General features: G+C 43.3%; 14 protein-coding genes. 8 read left to right on the top strand and 6 right to left on the bottom strand.

The features are described 5' to 3' along the window. Positions 1-133: 133 nt before the first annotated feature. Positions 134-373, top strand: a complete 240-nt coding sequence (locus tag VLA57_RS08975) for a hypothetical protein (protein ID WP_011513355.1) — start codon at positions 134-136, stop codon at positions 371-373. 92 nt (positions 374-465) lie between these two features. Here VLA57_RS08975 and VLA57_RS08970 read toward each other — a convergent pair whose 3' ends face one another. Further along, positions 466-1956 carry an aldehyde dehydrogenase family protein gene (locus VLA57_RS08970; RefSeq protein ID WP_133104119.1) on the bottom strand — a complete coding sequence of 497 codons (1491 nt, stop codon included), beginning with the start codon at positions 1954-1956 and terminating at the stop codon, positions 466-468. Positions 1957-2232: 276 nt separating this feature from the next. Between VLA57_RS08970 and VLA57_RS08965 the strand changes: the two genes are divergently transcribed. The 7 genes from VLA57_RS08965 to VLA57_RS08935 all read left to right on the top strand — a co-directional run bounded on the left by VLA57_RS08965 (position 2233) and on the right by VLA57_RS08935 (position 10589). After that, positions 2233-2871 (top strand): TetR/AcrR family transcriptional regulator, encoded by a 639-nt coding sequence (locus VLA57_RS08965; RefSeq protein WP_133104118.1) that lies wholly within the window; start codon positions 2233-2235, stop codon positions 2869-2871. Between the two features lie 351 nt (positions 2872-3222). After that, a complete protein-coding gene (locus tag VLA57_RS08960) occupies positions 3223-4443 on the top strand; it encodes an iron-containing alcohol dehydrogenase (protein WP_133104117.1) in 1221 nt (406 codons plus the stop codon). A gap of 112 nt (positions 4444-4555) precedes the next feature. Beyond that, positions 4556-5605, top strand: coding sequence for an NADP-dependent oxidoreductase (locus tag VLA57_RS08955; protein WP_133104116.1), 1050 nt, complete (start codon positions 4556-4558; stop codon positions 5603-5605). 231 nt (positions 5606-5836) lie between these two features. Then, positions 5837-6514, top strand: coding sequence for a type 1 glutamine amidotransferase domain-containing protein (locus VLA57_RS08950; protein WP_133104115.1), 678 nt, complete (start codon positions 5837-5839; stop codon positions 6512-6514). A gap of 33 nt (positions 6515-6547) precedes the next feature. After that, the gene (locus VLA57_RS08945; protein ID WP_011513349.1) at positions 6548-7183 is read left to right on the top strand and encodes a glutathione S-transferase family protein; all 636 of its coding nucleotides are present in this window, start codon (positions 6548-6550) and stop codon (positions 7181-7183) included. Positions 7184-7479: 296 nt separating this feature from the next. After that, a complete protein-coding gene (locus tag VLA57_RS08940) occupies positions 7480-9096 on the top strand; it encodes an MFS transporter (protein ID WP_133104114.1) in 1617 nt (538 codons plus the stop codon). A gap of 101 nt (positions 9097-9197) precedes the next feature. After that, on the top strand, positions 9198-10589 hold the full coding sequence (locus VLA57_RS08935) for an HlyD family secretion protein (protein WP_133104113.1): 1392 nt from the start codon (positions 9198-9200) through the stop codon (positions 10587-10589). A gap of 119 nt (positions 10590-10708) precedes the next feature. On the opposite strand, the gene pdxH is transcribed toward VLA57_RS08935, so the two are convergent. The 5 genes from pdxH to cysS all read right to left on the bottom strand — a co-directional run bounded on the left by pdxH (position 10709) and on the right by cysS (position 18400). After that, a complete protein-coding gene (gene pdxH / locus VLA57_RS08930) occupies positions 10709-11359 on the bottom strand; it encodes a pyridoxamine 5'-phosphate oxidase (RefSeq protein ID WP_133104112.1) in 651 nt (216 codons plus the stop codon). A gap of 46 nt (positions 11360-11405) precedes the next feature. Then, positions 11406-12773, bottom strand: coding sequence for a phosphoglucosamine mutase (gene glmM, locus VLA57_RS08925; protein ID WP_133104111.1), 1368 nt, complete (start codon positions 12771-12773; stop codon positions 11406-11408). Positions 12774-13018: 245 nt separating this feature from the next. Beyond that, positions 13019-14491: an IMP dehydrogenase gene (guaB, locus tag VLA57_RS08920; RefSeq protein ID WP_011280629.1), complete on the bottom strand. Its 1473-nt coding sequence runs from the start codon at positions 14489-14491 to the stop codon at positions 13019-13021. Between the two features lie 402 nt (positions 14492-14893). Next, a complete protein-coding gene (locus tag VLA57_RS08915) occupies positions 14894-16735 on the bottom strand; it encodes a mechanosensitive ion channel family protein (protein WP_333954824.1) in 1842 nt (613 codons plus the stop codon). A 228-nt stretch (positions 16736-16963) separates the two neighbouring features. Then, complete coding sequence (gene cysS / locus VLA57_RS08910) at positions 16964-18400, bottom strand: cysteine--tRNA ligase (protein ID WP_442968872.1); 1437 nt, start codon at positions 18398-18400, stop codon at positions 16964-16966. Positions 18401-18478 lie beyond the last annotated feature (78 nt).

Raw genomic sequence — 18478 nt, 5'->3', positions numbered from 1 at the left:
GTCTTAGATAAGTAAGACAATCTAGGGCAGCTTACAGATAGGTTCAACCCTGCTTGACGCTTCACCACTTTCAATACACTCATTGACTATAAGTAAGCCGACTGCTTAAATGATTTATCCCTAGGAGAATATCATGACTGAAAAAACCGAAGAAAACGCTGCTACTCACAAACGCAAATTAATTGATAAATTTTTGATAAAACTGACCAAAGAAGAACCGCAGATGTATTACGCCACGACATCTGAGATTGCACGCAGTCTTTATAGCATGTTAAAAGAACATACGAATCGCCTAACCGTTGAGGAACAAGCGCTTATCAGACATATGACTATCGAAGAAATACAAGGGTTATTAGGCTTTCATGCTAAATGAGAAAATAAGATTCTTATGACTGCACAAAAAAGACTGCCCTATAGGCAGTCTTTTTTATTAACACATCAAATTAGAACTTTAATAATAAACGCTTAAAAAGGATAATCGCGCGGCGTATGCTGCACTGAAATCCAATGCAAGGTAGTAAACTCTTCTAGTATCCATTCACCATTAAAGCGTCCGATACCCGAGTTTTTCTCGCCGCCAAATGGCGCGTTGCTTTCGTCATTCACTGAGATATCATTAATATGGGTCATGCCAGCTTTGATACCACGAGCAAAGCGCAAGCCTGTTGCCATATCTTGGGTAAACACTGCACTCGATAAGCCATACATAGAGTCATTAGCAATCGACAGCGCATCGTCTTCATCTTTGGCACGAATAATACCAACCAAAGGACCAAATACTTCATTACAAGATAGGTCCATCTCACGTTTGACGTCGCTAAAGACGTGCGGTGGCACCACTTGACCTTTTATCTCACCACTCAATAGCATTTTTGCGCCTTCATCTTGCGCTTTAGCGATTTTTTCTTTTAGCGACTCAACTTGTTTTTTATTAATAATCGGACCAACTGCCGTATCAATTTTGCTAGGATCGCCAACATTCAAGGTCTTAACGTGTGCCACAAAACGCGTAACGAAATCGTCATAAATCTCATCTTCGACAATGATACGGTTAATCGCAATACATATCTGACCTTGATGCAAGAATTTACCAAAGGCAGCAGCTTTTACGGCTTGCTCAATATCAGCGTCTTTTAGCACGACAAACGGGCTATTACCACCAAGCTCTAACGCCACTTGCTTGATATAGTCGCCGCCATTTGCCAACTCACCGATATGCTTACCCACAGAGGTCGAACCGGTAAAGGAAACCAAACTCGGAACATGATGGGTGACCATCGCATCGCCTATCTCACTGCCGCTACCAACGACAACATTTAATAACCCTTTTGGCAAACCGGCTTCTTCGAATATTTTTGCAAGCAGCAACCCACCGGTAATCGGTGTATCACTAGCAGGCTTTAACACTACGGCATTCCCTAGTGCCAATGCTGGCGCAATAGAGCGCTGGGTTAGATGTAATGGGAAGTTCCATGGGCTAATCACGGCAATCACACCCATCGGTTCACGATAGATAAAGTTTTCTTTACCCGGTGTGTTCGACGGGCGAATCTCACCATGGACGCGATTGGGAAAGCTTGCGGCTTCAAGGGTAATCGCCCGCGCACTGCTAAACTCGACCATCGCCTTAATACGGGTACTGCCCGACTCTTTGATTAGCCAATCGACAATCTCACCTTGACGCTGATCAAAGATACTAACTACTTTATAAAGGATAGCAGCACGTTCGTTCGGAGTTTGCTTTGCCCACTGTTTTTGCGCCTCGCTTGCAGCTTGATAAGCTTCATCAAGTTGTTTATCCGTTGCTTGTTGAATCTCAACCAAGGTTTCACCGTTAAACGGATTGGTATTGGTATTGATACTATCGTCATCACCCTTTTTCCATTCGCCTGATATATATTGCAAATGAAAATCTGTATAAACATTTACCTGCGTATTTTTAATTTCTGTTGACATAATTGTTCCTATTTTTTATTTAATAATATTATTAGAGTGTGGCTATAACGTATCATGGCCGTCTATCAGATTCCGTAACACGTTTAATAAGCAATAGCAGCATACGATAACAAACGTAACTTGCTAGACGACTGGTCTAATGCTAACATAAACACTATAAAAATTAGAATCTTTTAAACCTGTTGTTTGTTGAACAAACGTAACTTGCCAATCAATACTTATAAATTTGTTAAACCATCTTAAATAATTAGTCTCTCTAAGGAGAACATAAGTCATATGTCTATACCCAATGCTATAAAACATACTCAACCAGACAGTTCGCTATCTAATATTGCATTATCAAACACCAGAGACCATCTGTTAACGACGGGCTATAAGCTCATCGCACAAAAAGGCTTTACCGCAGTTGGCATTAAGCAAATATTAGATACGGCAGGCGTGCCCAAAGGCTCTTTTTATCATTATTTTGCGTCAAAAGAAGCCTTTGGCGAGGCGATTATCAGCCACTACTTTACCCAGTATAAGCAGCGCCTTGATACTATTGGTTCACAAGATGTTAGTGCTCAGCAAAAATTGTATGACTATTTCCAAAACTGGTATGACACGCAGCAAAGCGGCTGCGCTCATGAGAAATGTTTGGTGGTAAAGCTTAGCGCTGAAGTGTCAGATATGTCGGAGCCAATGCGTAAAGTCCTATATGCGGGCTATCATCAAACGATTACATGGCTTGCAACTCAAATCAAAGCCGGCTGGGCAGACGGTTCTGTGCCTCATCCCGCTAACGTGGCTGCTGAGAGTATGGCAAAACGTTGGTATTTTGCATGGCTCGGTGCCAGCTTAGTGACCAAAATTAGTCAAACGGATACCCCATTAGCAGAAGTATGGCTGATGACTACTACCGCTATGGGTCGCTAGTTTTTTCATTTTATAAACGATCTCTTTACATTATGTAGCTCTCGTTTTGTCTATCCTTCCCCGTCTTACTCCTCCTTGTTTAACTTACCATGAACTAGTGTTAAACAAGGATATCTTCTTAATATTTTGTTTGAAGAAAATATTAATTACTACTATTAAAAGTCCAACTGAATAATTCGATTAAATTAATATCGGCTGAAATGCTTATACGATAGTTTTGTAACTATTTACTATAATTACTAGACGACCGGTCTAATTAATATATAATGCGGACAGATGCAAATAAGTTGCAGACTTTATTTTCAGTTTTTAAATCTCTTTTTCATACTCGTAAAACATACTAGGAATATTATGAATAACTTTCAATATTACAATCCCGTCCGTATCGTCTTTGGTGAAGGTCAAATCGAGAAGTTGGCCGAGCTTGTACCAACAGATGCCCGCGTACTGATTACTTATGGTGGCAGCTCAGCACAGCGTACAGGTACGTTAGATGAAGTTAAAACGGCATTAGCTGCCAGTGGCAATCGCGAAATATTCGAGTTTGGTGGTATTGAAGCCAATCCAGAGTTCACAACGCTATTAAAAGCGGCTGATATGGTTAATGAGCACGATATCGACTTCTTATTAGCCGTTGGTGGTGGCTCTGTACTTGACGGCAGTAAGTTTGTCGCGCTCGTATCGTCATTGACTGAAGAAGACGGTACAGTATCACGCGATAAAGCATGGGATGCACTCACCAGTTATTGCAGAGATATCGATTCAGCAGTTGATTTGGGCGCGGTATTAACCATTCCAGCAACTGGCTCTGAGATGAATTCAGGCGGCGTGATTAACTATAGTGAACGTCAAGCAAAACTGCCGTTTGGTAATCCACTTGCCTTCCCTAAATTTTCAATTTTAGATCCAACCAAAACCATGACTTTACCTGAACGCCAAGTAATGAATGGTGTGGCTGATGCCTTTGTTCATGTGATGGAACAGTACCTGACCTATCCGGTTAACGCGAAAGTTCAAGATGCCTTTGCTGAGAGCTTATTAAAGATTCTGATTGAGGAAGGCGCAGCGGTAAAAGCCGATCCGGAGAATTTAGAGACCCGCAAAAACATTATGTGGACAGCGACTATGGCGCTAAATGGTCTGATCGGTACTGGTGTACCGCAAGATTGGACGACGCATATGATTGGTCATGAGTTGACCTCATTGCACACGATTGACCATGCTCGCACGCTGACCATCGTATTGCCATCAGTCATGCGTGAGCTTAAAGACAGCAAAAAAGACAAATTGCTTCAATATGCACGTAATGTTTGGAATATTACAGCTGACGATAATGGTACTGAATTAAATGATGATGCCATCATTGAAGCGGCTATCAAACAGACTGAAAACTTCTTCCGCGAGCTTGGACTGCCGGTCAGCTTAGCAGATGTCGAGTTAGATGCTGCTGCCATTGATCCTATTATCAAGCAATTAGAAGTACATGGTATGGTGAAATTGGGTGAGCATGGTAAAAACGACTTGGCAGTATCACGTCGTATTCTAGAGCGTGCCATTACTAGCAACGCTTAACTCTCTGAGTAATTATCTATAGTTATATTGTCGTTATAGAAACCACTAGCCTGTCACTTCAGAGTGGCAGGTAACTTTAAAATCAAAAATAAATAAAATAAGGCGCTTTATCATGAGCTTTAACGAACAACAAAATCAACAACAAAACCGTCAAATCAAACTTGCCAGCCGCCCACATGGCGCACCAACTGCCGATAATTTTGAATTGGCTACTGGCGAGATTCCAAAACCCAATCAAAGCGAGATGCTATTACGCACCGTATATTTATCGCTTGACCCTTATATGCGCGGACGTATGAGTGATGCCGCAAGCTACGCTGACCCATTAGAAATTGGCGATGTCATGCTAGGCGGAACGGTTGCCCAAGTTGTTGAATCTAATATCGATACATTTGCAGTCGGTGATTTGGTAGTATCGAACTCGGGCTGGCAGGACTATAGCGTCAGCGATGGCGAAGGCGTACTAAAGCTCGATAAAAATATGGCAAACCCTTCTTATGGCTTGGGTGTGCTTGGTATGCCCGGCTTCACAGGCTACATGGGTTTGACCGATATTGGTAAACCAAAAAAAGGCGAAACTTTAGTCGTCGCGGCGGCAACGGGTCCTGTTGGCGCAACTGTTGGACAAGTCGGTAATCAATTAGGCTTACGTACTGTTGGCGTCGCTGGCGGTGCTGAGAAGTGTGCTTACGCAGTTGAAGAATTAGGCTTTGATGTTTGTCTTGATCATAAAGCCGATGACTTTGCTGAACAACTAGCAATCGCCTGCCCAGATGGTATCGACATTTATTATGAAAATGTCGGTGGTAAAGTCTTTGATGGGGTATTGCCGCTATTAAATGCCCATGCACGTATTCCAGTATGTGGCTTAGTATCACAATATAACGCCACTGAATTGCCAGACGGTAAAGACCGTTTGGGTGTCCTGATGGGTAATATTTTAAGCAAACGTCTAACCATCAAAGGCTTTATTATCTTTGAAGAATACGGTGATCATTTCCCAGAATTCTTAGCTACGATGAGCAAATGGCTTGAATCAGGTGATGTTAAAACCAAAGAGCATCAAGTTGATGGTTTAGCACAAGCGCCACAAGCTTTCTTTGACATGCTTGATGGCAAAAACTTTGGTAAAACCGTGATTAAAGTGGCTGACGTTAAATAGCTAACATAAAAAATCAGGAAAATAACCAGTTAACAACATAACTTGTTAAGACAGCTACTGAAAGTCATTCTTAAAAGATGAATACTGTCAGCAGTCGGTTTTTTAGCGTTATTAGTTTTTGATAGCGTTAATAATTTTCAATACCGACTGCAACACAGTACTGATAGGCTTTAATAATAAACCTCAATAATAAACCTCAATAATAACTTTCAACAATAAACAGGGACAATTATGAATATTTTAATGGTACTAACTTCACACGATAAATTGGGCGATACTGGTAAGAAGACAGGTTTTTGGCTAGAAGAATTTGCCGCGCCTTACTATGCTTTTTTAGATGCCGGTGTCAATATCACGATTGCCTCTCCTGCAGGCGGTCAACCACCACTTGACCCAAGTAGTGACACGCCGGATGCTCAAACCAAAGATACCAAACGTTTTAAAGAAGATTCTGCAGCCCAAGAACGCCTAGCAACGACTAAAAAACTGGCAGATATGAAAGCGGAAGATTTTGATTCAGTATTCTATCCTGGTGGTCATGGTCCAATGTGGGATTTAGCCGTTGATAAAAACTCGATTGAATTAATTGAGACGTTTATCAAACAAGATAAGCCAGTTGCTTTTGTCTGCCATTCTCCTGCCGCGCTCAAAAACGTTAAAATCGATGGCGAGTACCTAGTCAAAGGCAAAACGGTCACAGGCTTTAGTAATACCGAAGAAGAAGCGGTTCAGCTCACTGACGTCGTGCCTTTCTTATTAGAAGATGTGCTAAAAGCCAATGGCGGAAACTATGAAAAAAGCTCTGATTGGGAATCGTTTGTGGTCGAAGATGGTTTGCTGATCACGGGGCAAAATCCAGCGTCATCAGAAGAAGCCGCCAAGCGTTTAATGGCTAAAATCCAGGCTTAGTAGCATCAAATCCACTGCAAAAAGGCTAACTAAATGATTCGCTTACATCACCTCAATCAATCACGCTCATTACGGACGTTATGGCTTTTAGAAGAATTGGGACAACCTTATGAAATTATTAGCCACCAGCGTGATGCCAAAACGCATCTAGCACCAGATAGTCTAAAAGCGGTACATCCTCTTGGTAAGTCTCCGGTTATTGAGATGGATGGCGAGCTTTATGCAGAGTCAGGTGCGATTACTGAGCTATTGATTGAGCGGTTTGCACCTGATAATCTTCGCCCTGCTATCGATAGCGCAGATTATGGTCATTACTTACAGTGGATTAACTTTGCTGAAAGCTCGCTGATGCTGCCGCTTTTGCTTGAATTATTTACCAATAAAGCAGGTGCTGGTGATAATGCATTTTTAAAAGGGTATATCGCTCAAGAAAAACACAGGCTACTGAGCTATCTAAATGACGAGGTGGCAGGCAAATCCTTTATCGTGGGTAACAAGCTAAGCGGTGCAGATTTTATGCTGTCGTTTGATTTGATTATGCTTCTCAAGCGTGAGGCGTTAGAGGATTATCCTCACATTAAAGAATACGCGCTACAACTGGCAAGCCTTGATAGCTATCAGCGCGCCATGCGTTTGGAAGCAAATTATGATATGACTACTCTGACATAAATCCCACGGTTAAGCGCGTAGATGCGAACGATAATCAAAAACTATGATAAAATAGCTCAAGCTTTTCTTGAGCTATTTTTGCTTATACAGCATTGTTAAGTATTAGAGTTTTTATATTTTTATGCTTTTATTGTTCTGTGACCTATTTTTTACAGCGCTTTGAATGAGTAAGCGCTAAGAATAAAACCGTATGATGAGCGCCGACCACGCTTATTAGCGCTGATCAGACACCGCCTGATAACTGGGAGCGTTACCATGAATTTACATTATCCATCGTTACCGATGATAGATAGCCCATGAGTACCGACTATCAGTTTAAACCTCATGAACAGCCGTTTATGCTGGGCTCTCCTGCCACACCCGATCATCCTACTTATCGGAAAGTATTTTACTTACTGATCGGTATTTTTATCGGTATTACTGCCAGTTTTCAAAACGGTCTGTTGGTCGCCAACCTCTCTCAAATTCAAGGTGAGATGGGCTTAACCCCTGTTGAGGGTGGCTGGATATCAGTCGCTTACAATATGACCAATGCCTGTATCACGGTACTGCTCTATAAAATTCGCCAACAGTTTGGTATGTCGTTATTTAGCAAAATCACCCTATTCTTTTTGCTCTCAGCGACCAGTATGCAGTGGTTAGTCAGTAGTCATCTATTGAGCTCAACCACCGGCATTAGCATTGATCCTTATTATTTAGAGCTGATTGCCCGTGGCTTTAGCGGCGTGGTCGCGAGCGCTATGACAGTATTGTCTATCTTTTATTGTTTGCAAGGCATGCCAGCAGCTCGGCGTATTAGTGGACTGATTTTGGGCTTTGGCTTGGTACAGTTTGGGGTGCCTTTGTCTCGCATCATCTCGCCTTATCTTGCCGCCGATGGTCAACTTGAAGGCTTGTTCTTATTCCAAGTAGGCTTAGCTTTGATATGCTTTGGCTTAATTAACCTTCTTGAGCTGCCACGCGGTAATATGGAAAAAGTCTTTGAAAAGCTGGATATTGTCAGCTTTGTTTTTTTTGCGACTGGTCTTGCAGCATTGGCAGTGTTTTTGGTACAAGGGCGTATTTTATGGTGGACGACTCCTTGGCTCAGTTATCCACTGATTATTTCCGTCGTCACCATTTCTATTGCGTTGTGGATTGAAACCCATCGTAAAAATCCAATGCTACAAGTACGTTGGATGCGCAGCCGGACGATTATCGCCTTTATGATAACGGGCGCTGTGATGCGTATCTTGCTGTCGGAGCAAAGCGTTGGCGCGGCAGGGTTATTGGCTAACCTCGGTTATGGCAATGATCAGCTGATTATGTTCTATGCCATTATTTTAGCCGCTAGTGCGCTGGCATTGGTGCTTAGTATTTTTACGACCAATGCGATGGACCTGCGTCGACCGGTGATTTTTGCCGTGGCATTGATTGCGATTGGTGCATGGATAGATACGGGTGTGTCACTGAATTCTACACCTGTCATGTTTTATTTTAGCCAGTTTATCATTGCGTTTGCTGCCGTATACTTTATGGGACCGATGGTATTTGAAGGGATGTTTCGTGCCATTGCCAATGGACCTGCCTATATTATTAGCTTTTCGGTGATTTTTGGTATTTCACAAACGGTTGGCGGTTTAGCAGGTGCGGCCGGTATTCAAGCCTTTACCACTATCCGCACGCAGATGCACTATGCAGATATGGTCAGCTCGATGACTGCTGGCAACCCTGCTCAAATGACCCAAATGCTGCAAGGGGTTCAACGCCAAGCGACCGTTGCCGCTTATGATGATTTATTTCTTTTAATGGCAGTGAGCGCTACGATTACCGCGATCTATTTATTAATGGTTTATTTCTATTATCTGTATCATAAGCGCAATCCTCTTGGTAAAGAGCTTGCCGTGTTAGCAGAAATGATGGGCAAAAAATAGCAGATAGTGCAAATGCTATTGTGTATTCTATAGCGCCTATTCTCCCTTATTATTATTGTAACGTTATCTATTATGCTTATTAAACCCTTTAGGAGCGTGTCATGAACGAAGACGAACCGAATCGCGTTGATGACGCAAGCACCCCTAACAAAACAGCTAAAACTGTTGAAAATGCTCAAGCTAGTGAATCATTATCAAATCAAGCGGTTGTGGATACACCATCACAGTCACACATGGCTTCCAATAATGACACAAATACCAATATAGCAGCCATTCAACCTGAACCTACTATGCCTGCAACTCGGATTCAAACCGACCCTTCTGATGACTTACCTACGAATACCAATGAGCATATAAACGCCGCTGATACAAATAAAATAGATAGCACTGAGGCAGGCGATGGCAAAGATGATACACCGATGCCACCCACTGAATCTATTCCTGCGCCAGCAGGTTGGTCGCCCAAAAAGAAGTCATTTTTTAATTTAGCCTTACTGATTGCGCTGATTGTTATTGGTGTGGCACTCATTCTCTATGCGTGGAAACTGCCACCTTTTACTCCAACCATGCAGCAAACCAATAATGCTTTTGTTAAAGGACAAACCACCATTATCAGTCCGCAAGTGTCAGGTTATGTGACAGAAGTAGCAGTAGAAGATTTTGCGAATGTTGCAGCTGGTGACTTATTGGTAAAAATAGATGACCGTACTTTTCAGCAGCAGCTCGAACAAGCGCAGGCGAATATCGATATTGCGTTAACCAATCGCTCTAGTAATGCGCAAGATACTGGTACCAGCCAAGCACAGATTCAGGCACGTGAGGCAGATGTTTATAGCGCCAAAGTGAGTGTCGACAGTGCCCGAGAGGACGTCAACCGTTATCAGGGCTTGATTGCCATTGGTGCAGTATCAAGTGCAGATGTTGCCCATGCTGAAGCTCAATTAGCAAAAGCACAAGCTGGTGTCCAACAAGCGGAAGCCAATTTACAAGTGGCAGTCGAGGGCAGCAAAAAAACGACGGCTAGCCGCTCTTCATTAGATGCCAATATCAAAAATGCTGAAGCTGCCGCAAAACAAGCGCAGATTAACTTGGACAACACCATAATCCGTGCTCCTGAATCGGGACAACTGAGTCAGTTGAGCGTTAAAACAGGACAATATGTCACTGCTGGTACGCAGCTTATGTATATCGTACCAAAAGGCATATGGATTATTGCCAACTTTAAAGAGACGCAAGTGGCAAATATGACCATTGGTGAAGCGGCCACTATTCATGTGGATGCCTTAGGTGGCACACGGTTTAGCGGACGGGTCAGCAATATATCACCCGCAACAGGCAGTGAATTCAGTGCTGGCGCTGCCAATCCTGCGACAGGTAACTATATTAAAATCGCTCAGCGTATTCCGGTACGCATCGACTTAGACTCTAACCAGCCAGACCTTGCCCGCCTACGTCCTGGTATGTCTGCTTCGGTAGATGTTGATACCAAATAGCTCCACTATTAAAGAAATAAAAAAAGCCACTTTTTTTGCCGTATGAATATGACAGGTAAAGTGGCTTTTTTATAGATATGAACTTCTTCTAAGCCCATATCATGCGCTATTGATTACGTTTAAGGCAATAAGCGTTTGGTACTAAAGCTACCATCCGCCTCTTTATGATAGACAATACGGTCGTGCATTCGATTGGCGCGACCTTGCCAAAACTCCATCTCATTGACAGTAATCTCGTAACCACCCCAAAACTCAGGCGTTGGTACGGCTGAGCCTTCTGGATAGTCTGTTTTCAATTGCTCAAACGTCTGCTCCATTACTTCGCGATTAGCAACTTCACCGCTCTGTGGTTGGCTAACCCATGCGCCTACCTGACTATCATGCGGACGTTTTTGAAAGTAAGCAGCAGATTTATCAGCATCAATTTTAGCAATACTGCCGCTGATACGAATCTGACGCTCAAGCTTGTGCCAAAAAAACAGCGCTTCGGCATTGGGGTTTTCAGCGATATCTTGACCCTTGGCACTTTCGTAATTGGTATAAAAAACGATACCTTTATCTGTAATCTCACGCAATAGAACAATACGCACGCTAGGCTTATTATCCGCCCCACAAGTCGCTAAGCTCATAGCATACGGCTCTTGCACGTTTTCTTCTATGGCCTGCTGCATCCAAACATTTAACAGCTCAAACGGTGATGCTGGTACTGACTGTTGGTCTAGTTGACCTTTTTCATATGACAAACGCTGATCGCTAAAATCCATACTCATGATTGTCCCTTATTTTGCTATTCTAGTGTGTTTATATCAAAGACTATTAACCCAATATGGCTTTTATTTTATCTGCCAAATCATTCGCCATTACATCACACTCTATCTCATCATCTGATTCAACCATGACTCGAATCATCGGCTCTGTGCCGGATTGGCGAATAAGCAAGCGACCACGACCCTCTAGAGTAGCACGTGCTTTATCAAAAGCGGCAACCAGCTCTTCATGCTCAAACGGATCTTGCATTTGAGACAAGCGTACATTGACCAGTTTTTGTGGTAATACTTCAAAGCCTTCAGTTAAATCACTTAGCGCTTTGCCTCTTGCTTGCATGACTGCAAGTATCTGCAAACTTGCAATAATAGCGTCGCCAGTCCGGCTCTTGTCTAAGCATAAGATATGACCTGACGGCTCACCGCCCAATATCCAACCGTTGGCCTCAAGCTCTTGCATCACATAACGATCGCCTACTTTTGCCCGTGTAAACTCAATATCAGCCGCTTTTAACGCCAACTCTAAACCCATATTGCTCATTAGGGTGCCAACGACACCTGCCACCTTTGTTTGACCTTGAGTAGCGAGCACATACAAGATACCATCGCCGTCAACCAAATTGCCGGCTTCATCAACCATCACAATACGGTCGCCATCACCATCTAAAGCAATGCCCACATCGGCTTCGTATTTTAGCACTGCTTCTTGCAGACCTTCAGGATGGGTTGAGCCACAATCAGCATTGATATTGATGCCGTCAGGCTTATTATTAATGGCGATGACATTGGCGCCCAGCTCACGCATGACACGAGGCGCCACGCTATAGCCTGCACCATTTGCACAGTCGACGACCACAGTCAGATGATCTAAGTCATATTGATAAGGAAAGCTGCCTTTACAGAATTCAATATAGCGACCTTTCGCATCATCGATACGGTTATTTTTACCCAATTGTGCCGGATCAAGAATAGGCATTACGGCATCGTTATTACCGTCAGCCGCCATAATAGCGTCCAACTTATCATTGATAGCATTTTGCATTGCATCAGTTAATTTTTTGCCGTCGGCTGAGAAGAACTTGATGCCATTATCATAGTATGGATTGTGTGAAGCAGAAATAACCACGCCTGCATCGGCATTAAAGCTACGGGTTAAATGTGCGATAGCAGGTGTGGGCAATGGCCCTAACATATATACATCGACGCCAGCGGCATTAAAGCCGGCTTGTAGTGCGCCTTCGATCACATAGCCTGACAACCGCGTGTCTTTACCGATCACAACACTTGGCTTACGCGGCGAATTTTGATTATTTTCTATCAGCACCAATCCTGTGACATAACCCAATTTCAAGATAAAGTCTGGCGTAATTGGCAGCTCACCAAATTTACCGCGAATACCATCAGTGCCAAAATAGCTCATTATTATTTTTCCTTAAGTCTAAAAGTAAAAGCCCCGACGTGGAAGCAGGCTCAGTAGCTTCAATGATTCACTGTCATCAATGGTTTTGATAAGACAAACAGTTATCAATTATTAGAATAATCTATGATTGTATTTTACAAAAAAAACAGCCAACAATAACAAGGCATTGTTGGCTGTTTGTATCTTAACGTCGCTTGACACTGTACAGCTGCGAGTCATCGCATCCTATAACGGCAAAGACATAATTAGTCGACTCGATAGTTAGGTGCTTCTTTGGTAATCTGCACATCATGGACATGTGATTCTTTCATACCCGCTGAGGTAACTTTGATGAACTGCGGTTTGCTGCGCATATCTTCAATCGTAGCACAGCCAGTATAACCCATAGACGAGCGCAAGCCACCTACCAATTGGTTGACGATACCAGCGACTGGACCTTTATAAGGTACACGACCTTCGATACCTTCTGGAACCAGTTTTTCTACGCCATCTTTGGCATCTTGGAAGTAGCGATCTGATGAGCCGTTTTGACCTGACATCGCGCCCAAGCTACCCATACCGCGGTAAGCTTTATAATAGCGACCTTGGAATAGCTCAACTTCACCTGGCGCTTCTTCTGTACCTGCCATAAGTGAGCCAACCATGATGCATGACGCACCAGCAGCAATGGCTTTTGCCATATCACCTGAATAGCGAATACCACCATCCGCAATCAATGGAATACTGTCTTGCAAAGCGCTTGCAACACTATCAATCGCCGAGATTTGCGGTACACCGATACCAGCGATGATACGTGTGGTACAGATAGATCCTGGACCAATACCAACTTTGACCGCATCAGCGCCAGCATCACGTAAGGCTTTTGCAGCATCACCTGTCGCGATATTGCCGCCAATCACTTGTACATGCGGGAAATGTTTTTTAATCCAAGATACTTTATCAATAACGCCTTTTGAGTGACCATGCGCGGTATCAACAACGATGATATCGACGTCAGCCGCAATCAATGCTTCAACGCGTGCTTGAGTATCAGCGCCCGTACCAACTGCTGCTCCCACACGCAGGCGACCTTGCTCATCTTTACAAGCATTTGGATTGTTTTCAGCTTTAGCAAAGTCATTGACCGTAATCAGACCACGCAAACGGAAATCATCATTGATAACAATAACTTTTTCGATCCGGTGTTCGTGTAGCAGTCTTTTGATGTTTTCGTTGCTCTCACCTTCTTTAACGGTGACGAGCTGCTCTTTTGGCGTCATGATATGGCTGACAGGCAATGATAGATTGGTTTCAAAGCGCCAGTCACGATGGGTGACGATACCGACTACTTTATCAGTACCCTTCTCAACCACTGGCACGCCTGAGATATTATTGTCTTGGGTCAGTCTTAATAACTCACCGATGGTCATCTCTGGATGCACAGTAATAGGATCAACCACAGTACCAGCTTCGAATTTCTTGACGCGGCGCACTTGCATTGCCTGCTTATCGATATCCATGCTCTTATGCAAGATACCTAAACCACCAAGTTGTGCCATGGTAATGGCCATCTCAGACTCAGTAACCGTATCCATAGCAGCAGAAATTAGCGGTAAATTTAGCGTGATACTTTTTGTTAGGCGGGTCGTTAGATTAGCAGCTTTTGGCAGTATTTCTGAATAAGCTGGCAATAATAAAACGTCATCAAAGGTTAAGGCTTCATCGACAATTCGCAACATACAGACCCCTATTAGTGGTTATTTTGATGGGTGGGCAATACAGCATCAAGACAATCAACGAACGTTTTATCAAAATCTTCAGACTATCAAAACCTAGTAGAGAATAATAAAACCGTGGGGAACAAATACTAAATACAAACATTCGTTCGGCACATCATCAATTTATCATTGCTCATTAAATCATTGGCTCAGCAGACTGGCTAATACAGCACCCTTTACCTGCCCCAAAATCTAACTATACAATGCTTAACAACTGAATTATCCCTTAAAAATAACGCCATATTATAACAAATAAGCAAGCAAATCGCATGCTATATTTGTCAGTGGGTTTTACCCAAAGCTGTCTATCGATAGTGACGCTGTACATTCAAATTTTTTAAGCGCCAAACCAATAGATATTGACTATTTTTGTCTCAATACAAGGTGCTCAGCTGGTAAATAATGCTTTTGTTCACGGTACAAATAATCAAGCATCTGCTCACGTATCTCACAGGCCAGTGTCCATGCTTCTACAGGGCCTACCGCTGAAACAGCGCCACGCAGTTGAATGGTCTTTTCAGTCACCTCAACGACAAATATTTCAGGCTCAGTCTTGTTGTCCCAAAGCTTATTGTCTTTCACCACCGAAATAAACTTCTGCCGAATGGCGTCAATATCTGCGCCGTAATCGATATATAAGAACACAGGACAGGTCTGATGCACTTCTGTATGCGACCAGTTCTCTACCATTTCGGTGATCAATTCGCGCATCGGCACGATTAATCGACGTTCATCCCATGTTTTTAGTACCGCATAAGTGTAACGCAGGTCTTCAACGGTACTAAAGTTGCCATCCATTATCACACTGTCGCCAATTCGTACGGGCTGTGTCACTGCTACCTGTACTCCAGCAATGATGTTACCCAATATTGGTTGAGCAGCGATACCAATGACCACGCCAGCAATGCCAGCCGAAGTCAGTAAGGTTTTGCCAAAGCCTTCCATGTTGGCAAACTCACTCAGACCTATCCAAATACTGCCCAAGACCATGACAAATACGAAGACGCGGCGAAATATCGATACGTAAGTTCGACGACGGCGCACTTTGTCAAACTGCTCCTCTCCTAGATTTTCAATCTGCATATCTTGATAGCGGTTGGCAAAAAAGTTGATAACACGTATACCGAGCCACATGGCGCTAAAGACCAATCCAATCCAAATAATCGGACGTGTCGAGGAAGCGACTGCATCCAGGTAAGGAAAGCCGCCCGATACCAAGGTAAATACCGATGAGAAGCTGATGGTAAAGGTTAGCGGTACTGTCAGCTTATTGACCAAATCTTCCACGCTATTGTGGTGAACCGTACTCAGCCGATTGCCGGCTTTATCTTTGACATACCAATTGAGAAGCTTGCCAGCACCTTTGCTGAGTAACCAGCCTACTCCCATGGTAAAAGAGAAGAAAACAAGTAATGCTAAAAACTCCCAGATGGCGATGCTAAATAACTGTAATTTTGTCCACGCCGGTAAATAACGCTCAAACTTTGCCGGATGATATTGCTCATAGAGGTTATCGATATTACCAACCGTTTGGGCAGAAAATACCCAAAAAGGCGCACTATCATCAATGCGCACACGCTCTAGATGTATGGGTACACGGCGCTCACGATAATCGATATAACCAAGCTGAATAGAGCGTCTAGGAATGCCTTGAATACTGTTCGTGCTACCAAGCGGTGGCTCAATCAAACCGTCAGGACGATCTGGCAATTCATCAAAAACATAGAGCTTTTTTTCAATCAACAGAAAATCAAGTTGTTTGGCCAGATCTATCGCCCGACTACGCTGTAACTTACCATCAATCAAGTTCATATTGAGCGCATAAGCTGCCAAATCATATTGCTGATTCATGACCGCCGATTGGAAAAACTCTAATGTGGCAAGGGGTGTCGACAAATTTGGCGGCTCAGACAAAGGCGGCAAACCTGCATTGAGCTTATCTAACGCATAGTAGTTTTCGTTGTAATCACCAGTGAGACCAGAATCTCCTTGTAGCACACCTGCTTGCTGCACTGTCCTTTTTTCTAGCGGGCTAATTACCTCTGCTGCAACGGCAGAAACAGTCACTCCTTCTTCTTTTAACTTATCGATTCTTTGCGCAGCATACTCCACCAAATTTTCTGGTTTTGTAGTAACTGTCTCTTCAATATTTCGACTGTCTATTTCCTCAGTACTGCTTGCTGCATAAGCAGAAATGCACGCCATATTTAATAGGATAAATAAGCTGCCAATTATAAAGAGCAGTCGCGATAGAAACTGGGCATGAGACTGTAGAGAGTGAGTCCTGAGAAATCCAAAAGGAGTTTGCATACAAAAACTCTTGCTAATAAGTATGATATTAAGCTAATGCAGAAGACACAAAAAAGCCAGCAGATAGCTGGCTTAATTTATTATTGTTTGTGAATGAACAAGCGCAAAAAACTAATGCTTACATTAAGCACGGCGCCAAGTGGTGCCCGCACGACTGTCTTCAAGCTCAATACCAGCCTCTTTCAACTGCACACGTATCTCATCAGCACGCGCAAAGTTTTTATTGGTTTTGGCATCAGCACGCTCGATGATTAGCTCATCAATGGCTTCGTCGGTTAAACTATCTTCAGCTACTTCACCAATGACGGCTTGCAAGAACTGCTGCACAGGCTGCTGTAAAATATTAAGCGTTTGCGCCAAAGCCTTTAAGCACTCAGCCAACTGCCAAGCAGTCTCTACATCTTGTGCTTTACTCGCTTTATTGATATCACGCGCCAATCCAAACAGCACACTGATAGCCGTTGAGCTATTAAAGTCGTCATTCATGGCTTTGATAAAGTCTTGTCCCACTGCACTGGCGTAGGCATTATTAATCAAGGCTTCATCGATAATAAGTACTTCACCTTTTTGTTGTTCAGCAACTTTTAATGCTTGATACAACCTGCTTAGGCTATTATGCGCTTCGTCCAAGGCACTATCAGAGAAGTTTACTTGACTGCGATAATGACTCGACAATAAGAAGAAACGCACCGTTTCTGGTAAGTATTTTGCCATGACATCACGAATGGTAAAAAAGTTACCCAATGACTTAGACATTTTTTCGCCATCAACATTGATAAAACCAACGTGCATCCAGTTACGCGCGTATTCACAGCCGGTTGCTGCTTCAGATTGGGCAATCTCGTTTTCATGATGCGGGAACTGCAAATCATGACCGCCGCCATGGATATCAAAGGTATTACCAAGGCATTTGGTCGACATCGCTGAGCATTCAATATGCCAGCCTGGACGCCCTTGACCCCAAGCTGATGCCCATTGCGGCTCATCAGGTTTCGCCGCTTTCCATAACACAAAATCAAATGGATTGCGCTTGTCGTTTTCGACTTCAACCCGTGAGCCTGCCTGCATATCGTCAAGGTTACGTTTTGACAATTTGCCATAATCTGCGAAGCTATCGACTGCATAATAGACATCACCATTATCACCCGCGTAGGCATAGTCATTACTAACCAACGTCTCAATCATCTGCTGCATCTCATCGATATGATCGGTCGCACGCGGTTCTGCATCAGGGGACAAGCAGCCAAGTGCTGTCGCATCTTCATGCATGGCAGTAATAAAACGTTGGGTCAATGTGCCAATCTCTTCACCATTTTCGGCAGCACGAGTGATGATTTTGTCATCAATATCAGTAATATTACGCACGTAATTTACGTTATAGCCCAATTGTGCAAGCCAACGTACTGCCATATCAAAGCCAACCATCACTCGAGCGTGACCGATATGACAATAATCATAAACCGTCATGCCACACACATACATGCCAACTTTGCCCGTGGCAAGCGGCTTGAATGCTTGCTTGCGTCCAGTAAGTGAGTCATAGATGACGAGCTGAGACATCGCGTCTGCAAGAGGTGTGGTCATAGTCATAAAGCCTTTAAATTAAAAGTATAAGAGAAAACAAGCCTAGCAATCATG

The organism is Psychrobacter sp. S4(2024) (assembly GCF_036861305.1).
Lineage (GTDB): Bacteria > Pseudomonadota > Gammaproteobacteria > Pseudomonadales > Moraxellaceae > Psychrobacter > Psychrobacter cryohalolentis.
Note: the sequence above shows the minus strand (reverse complement) of the source record. Positions and strands in the feature narration are given on the sequence as shown.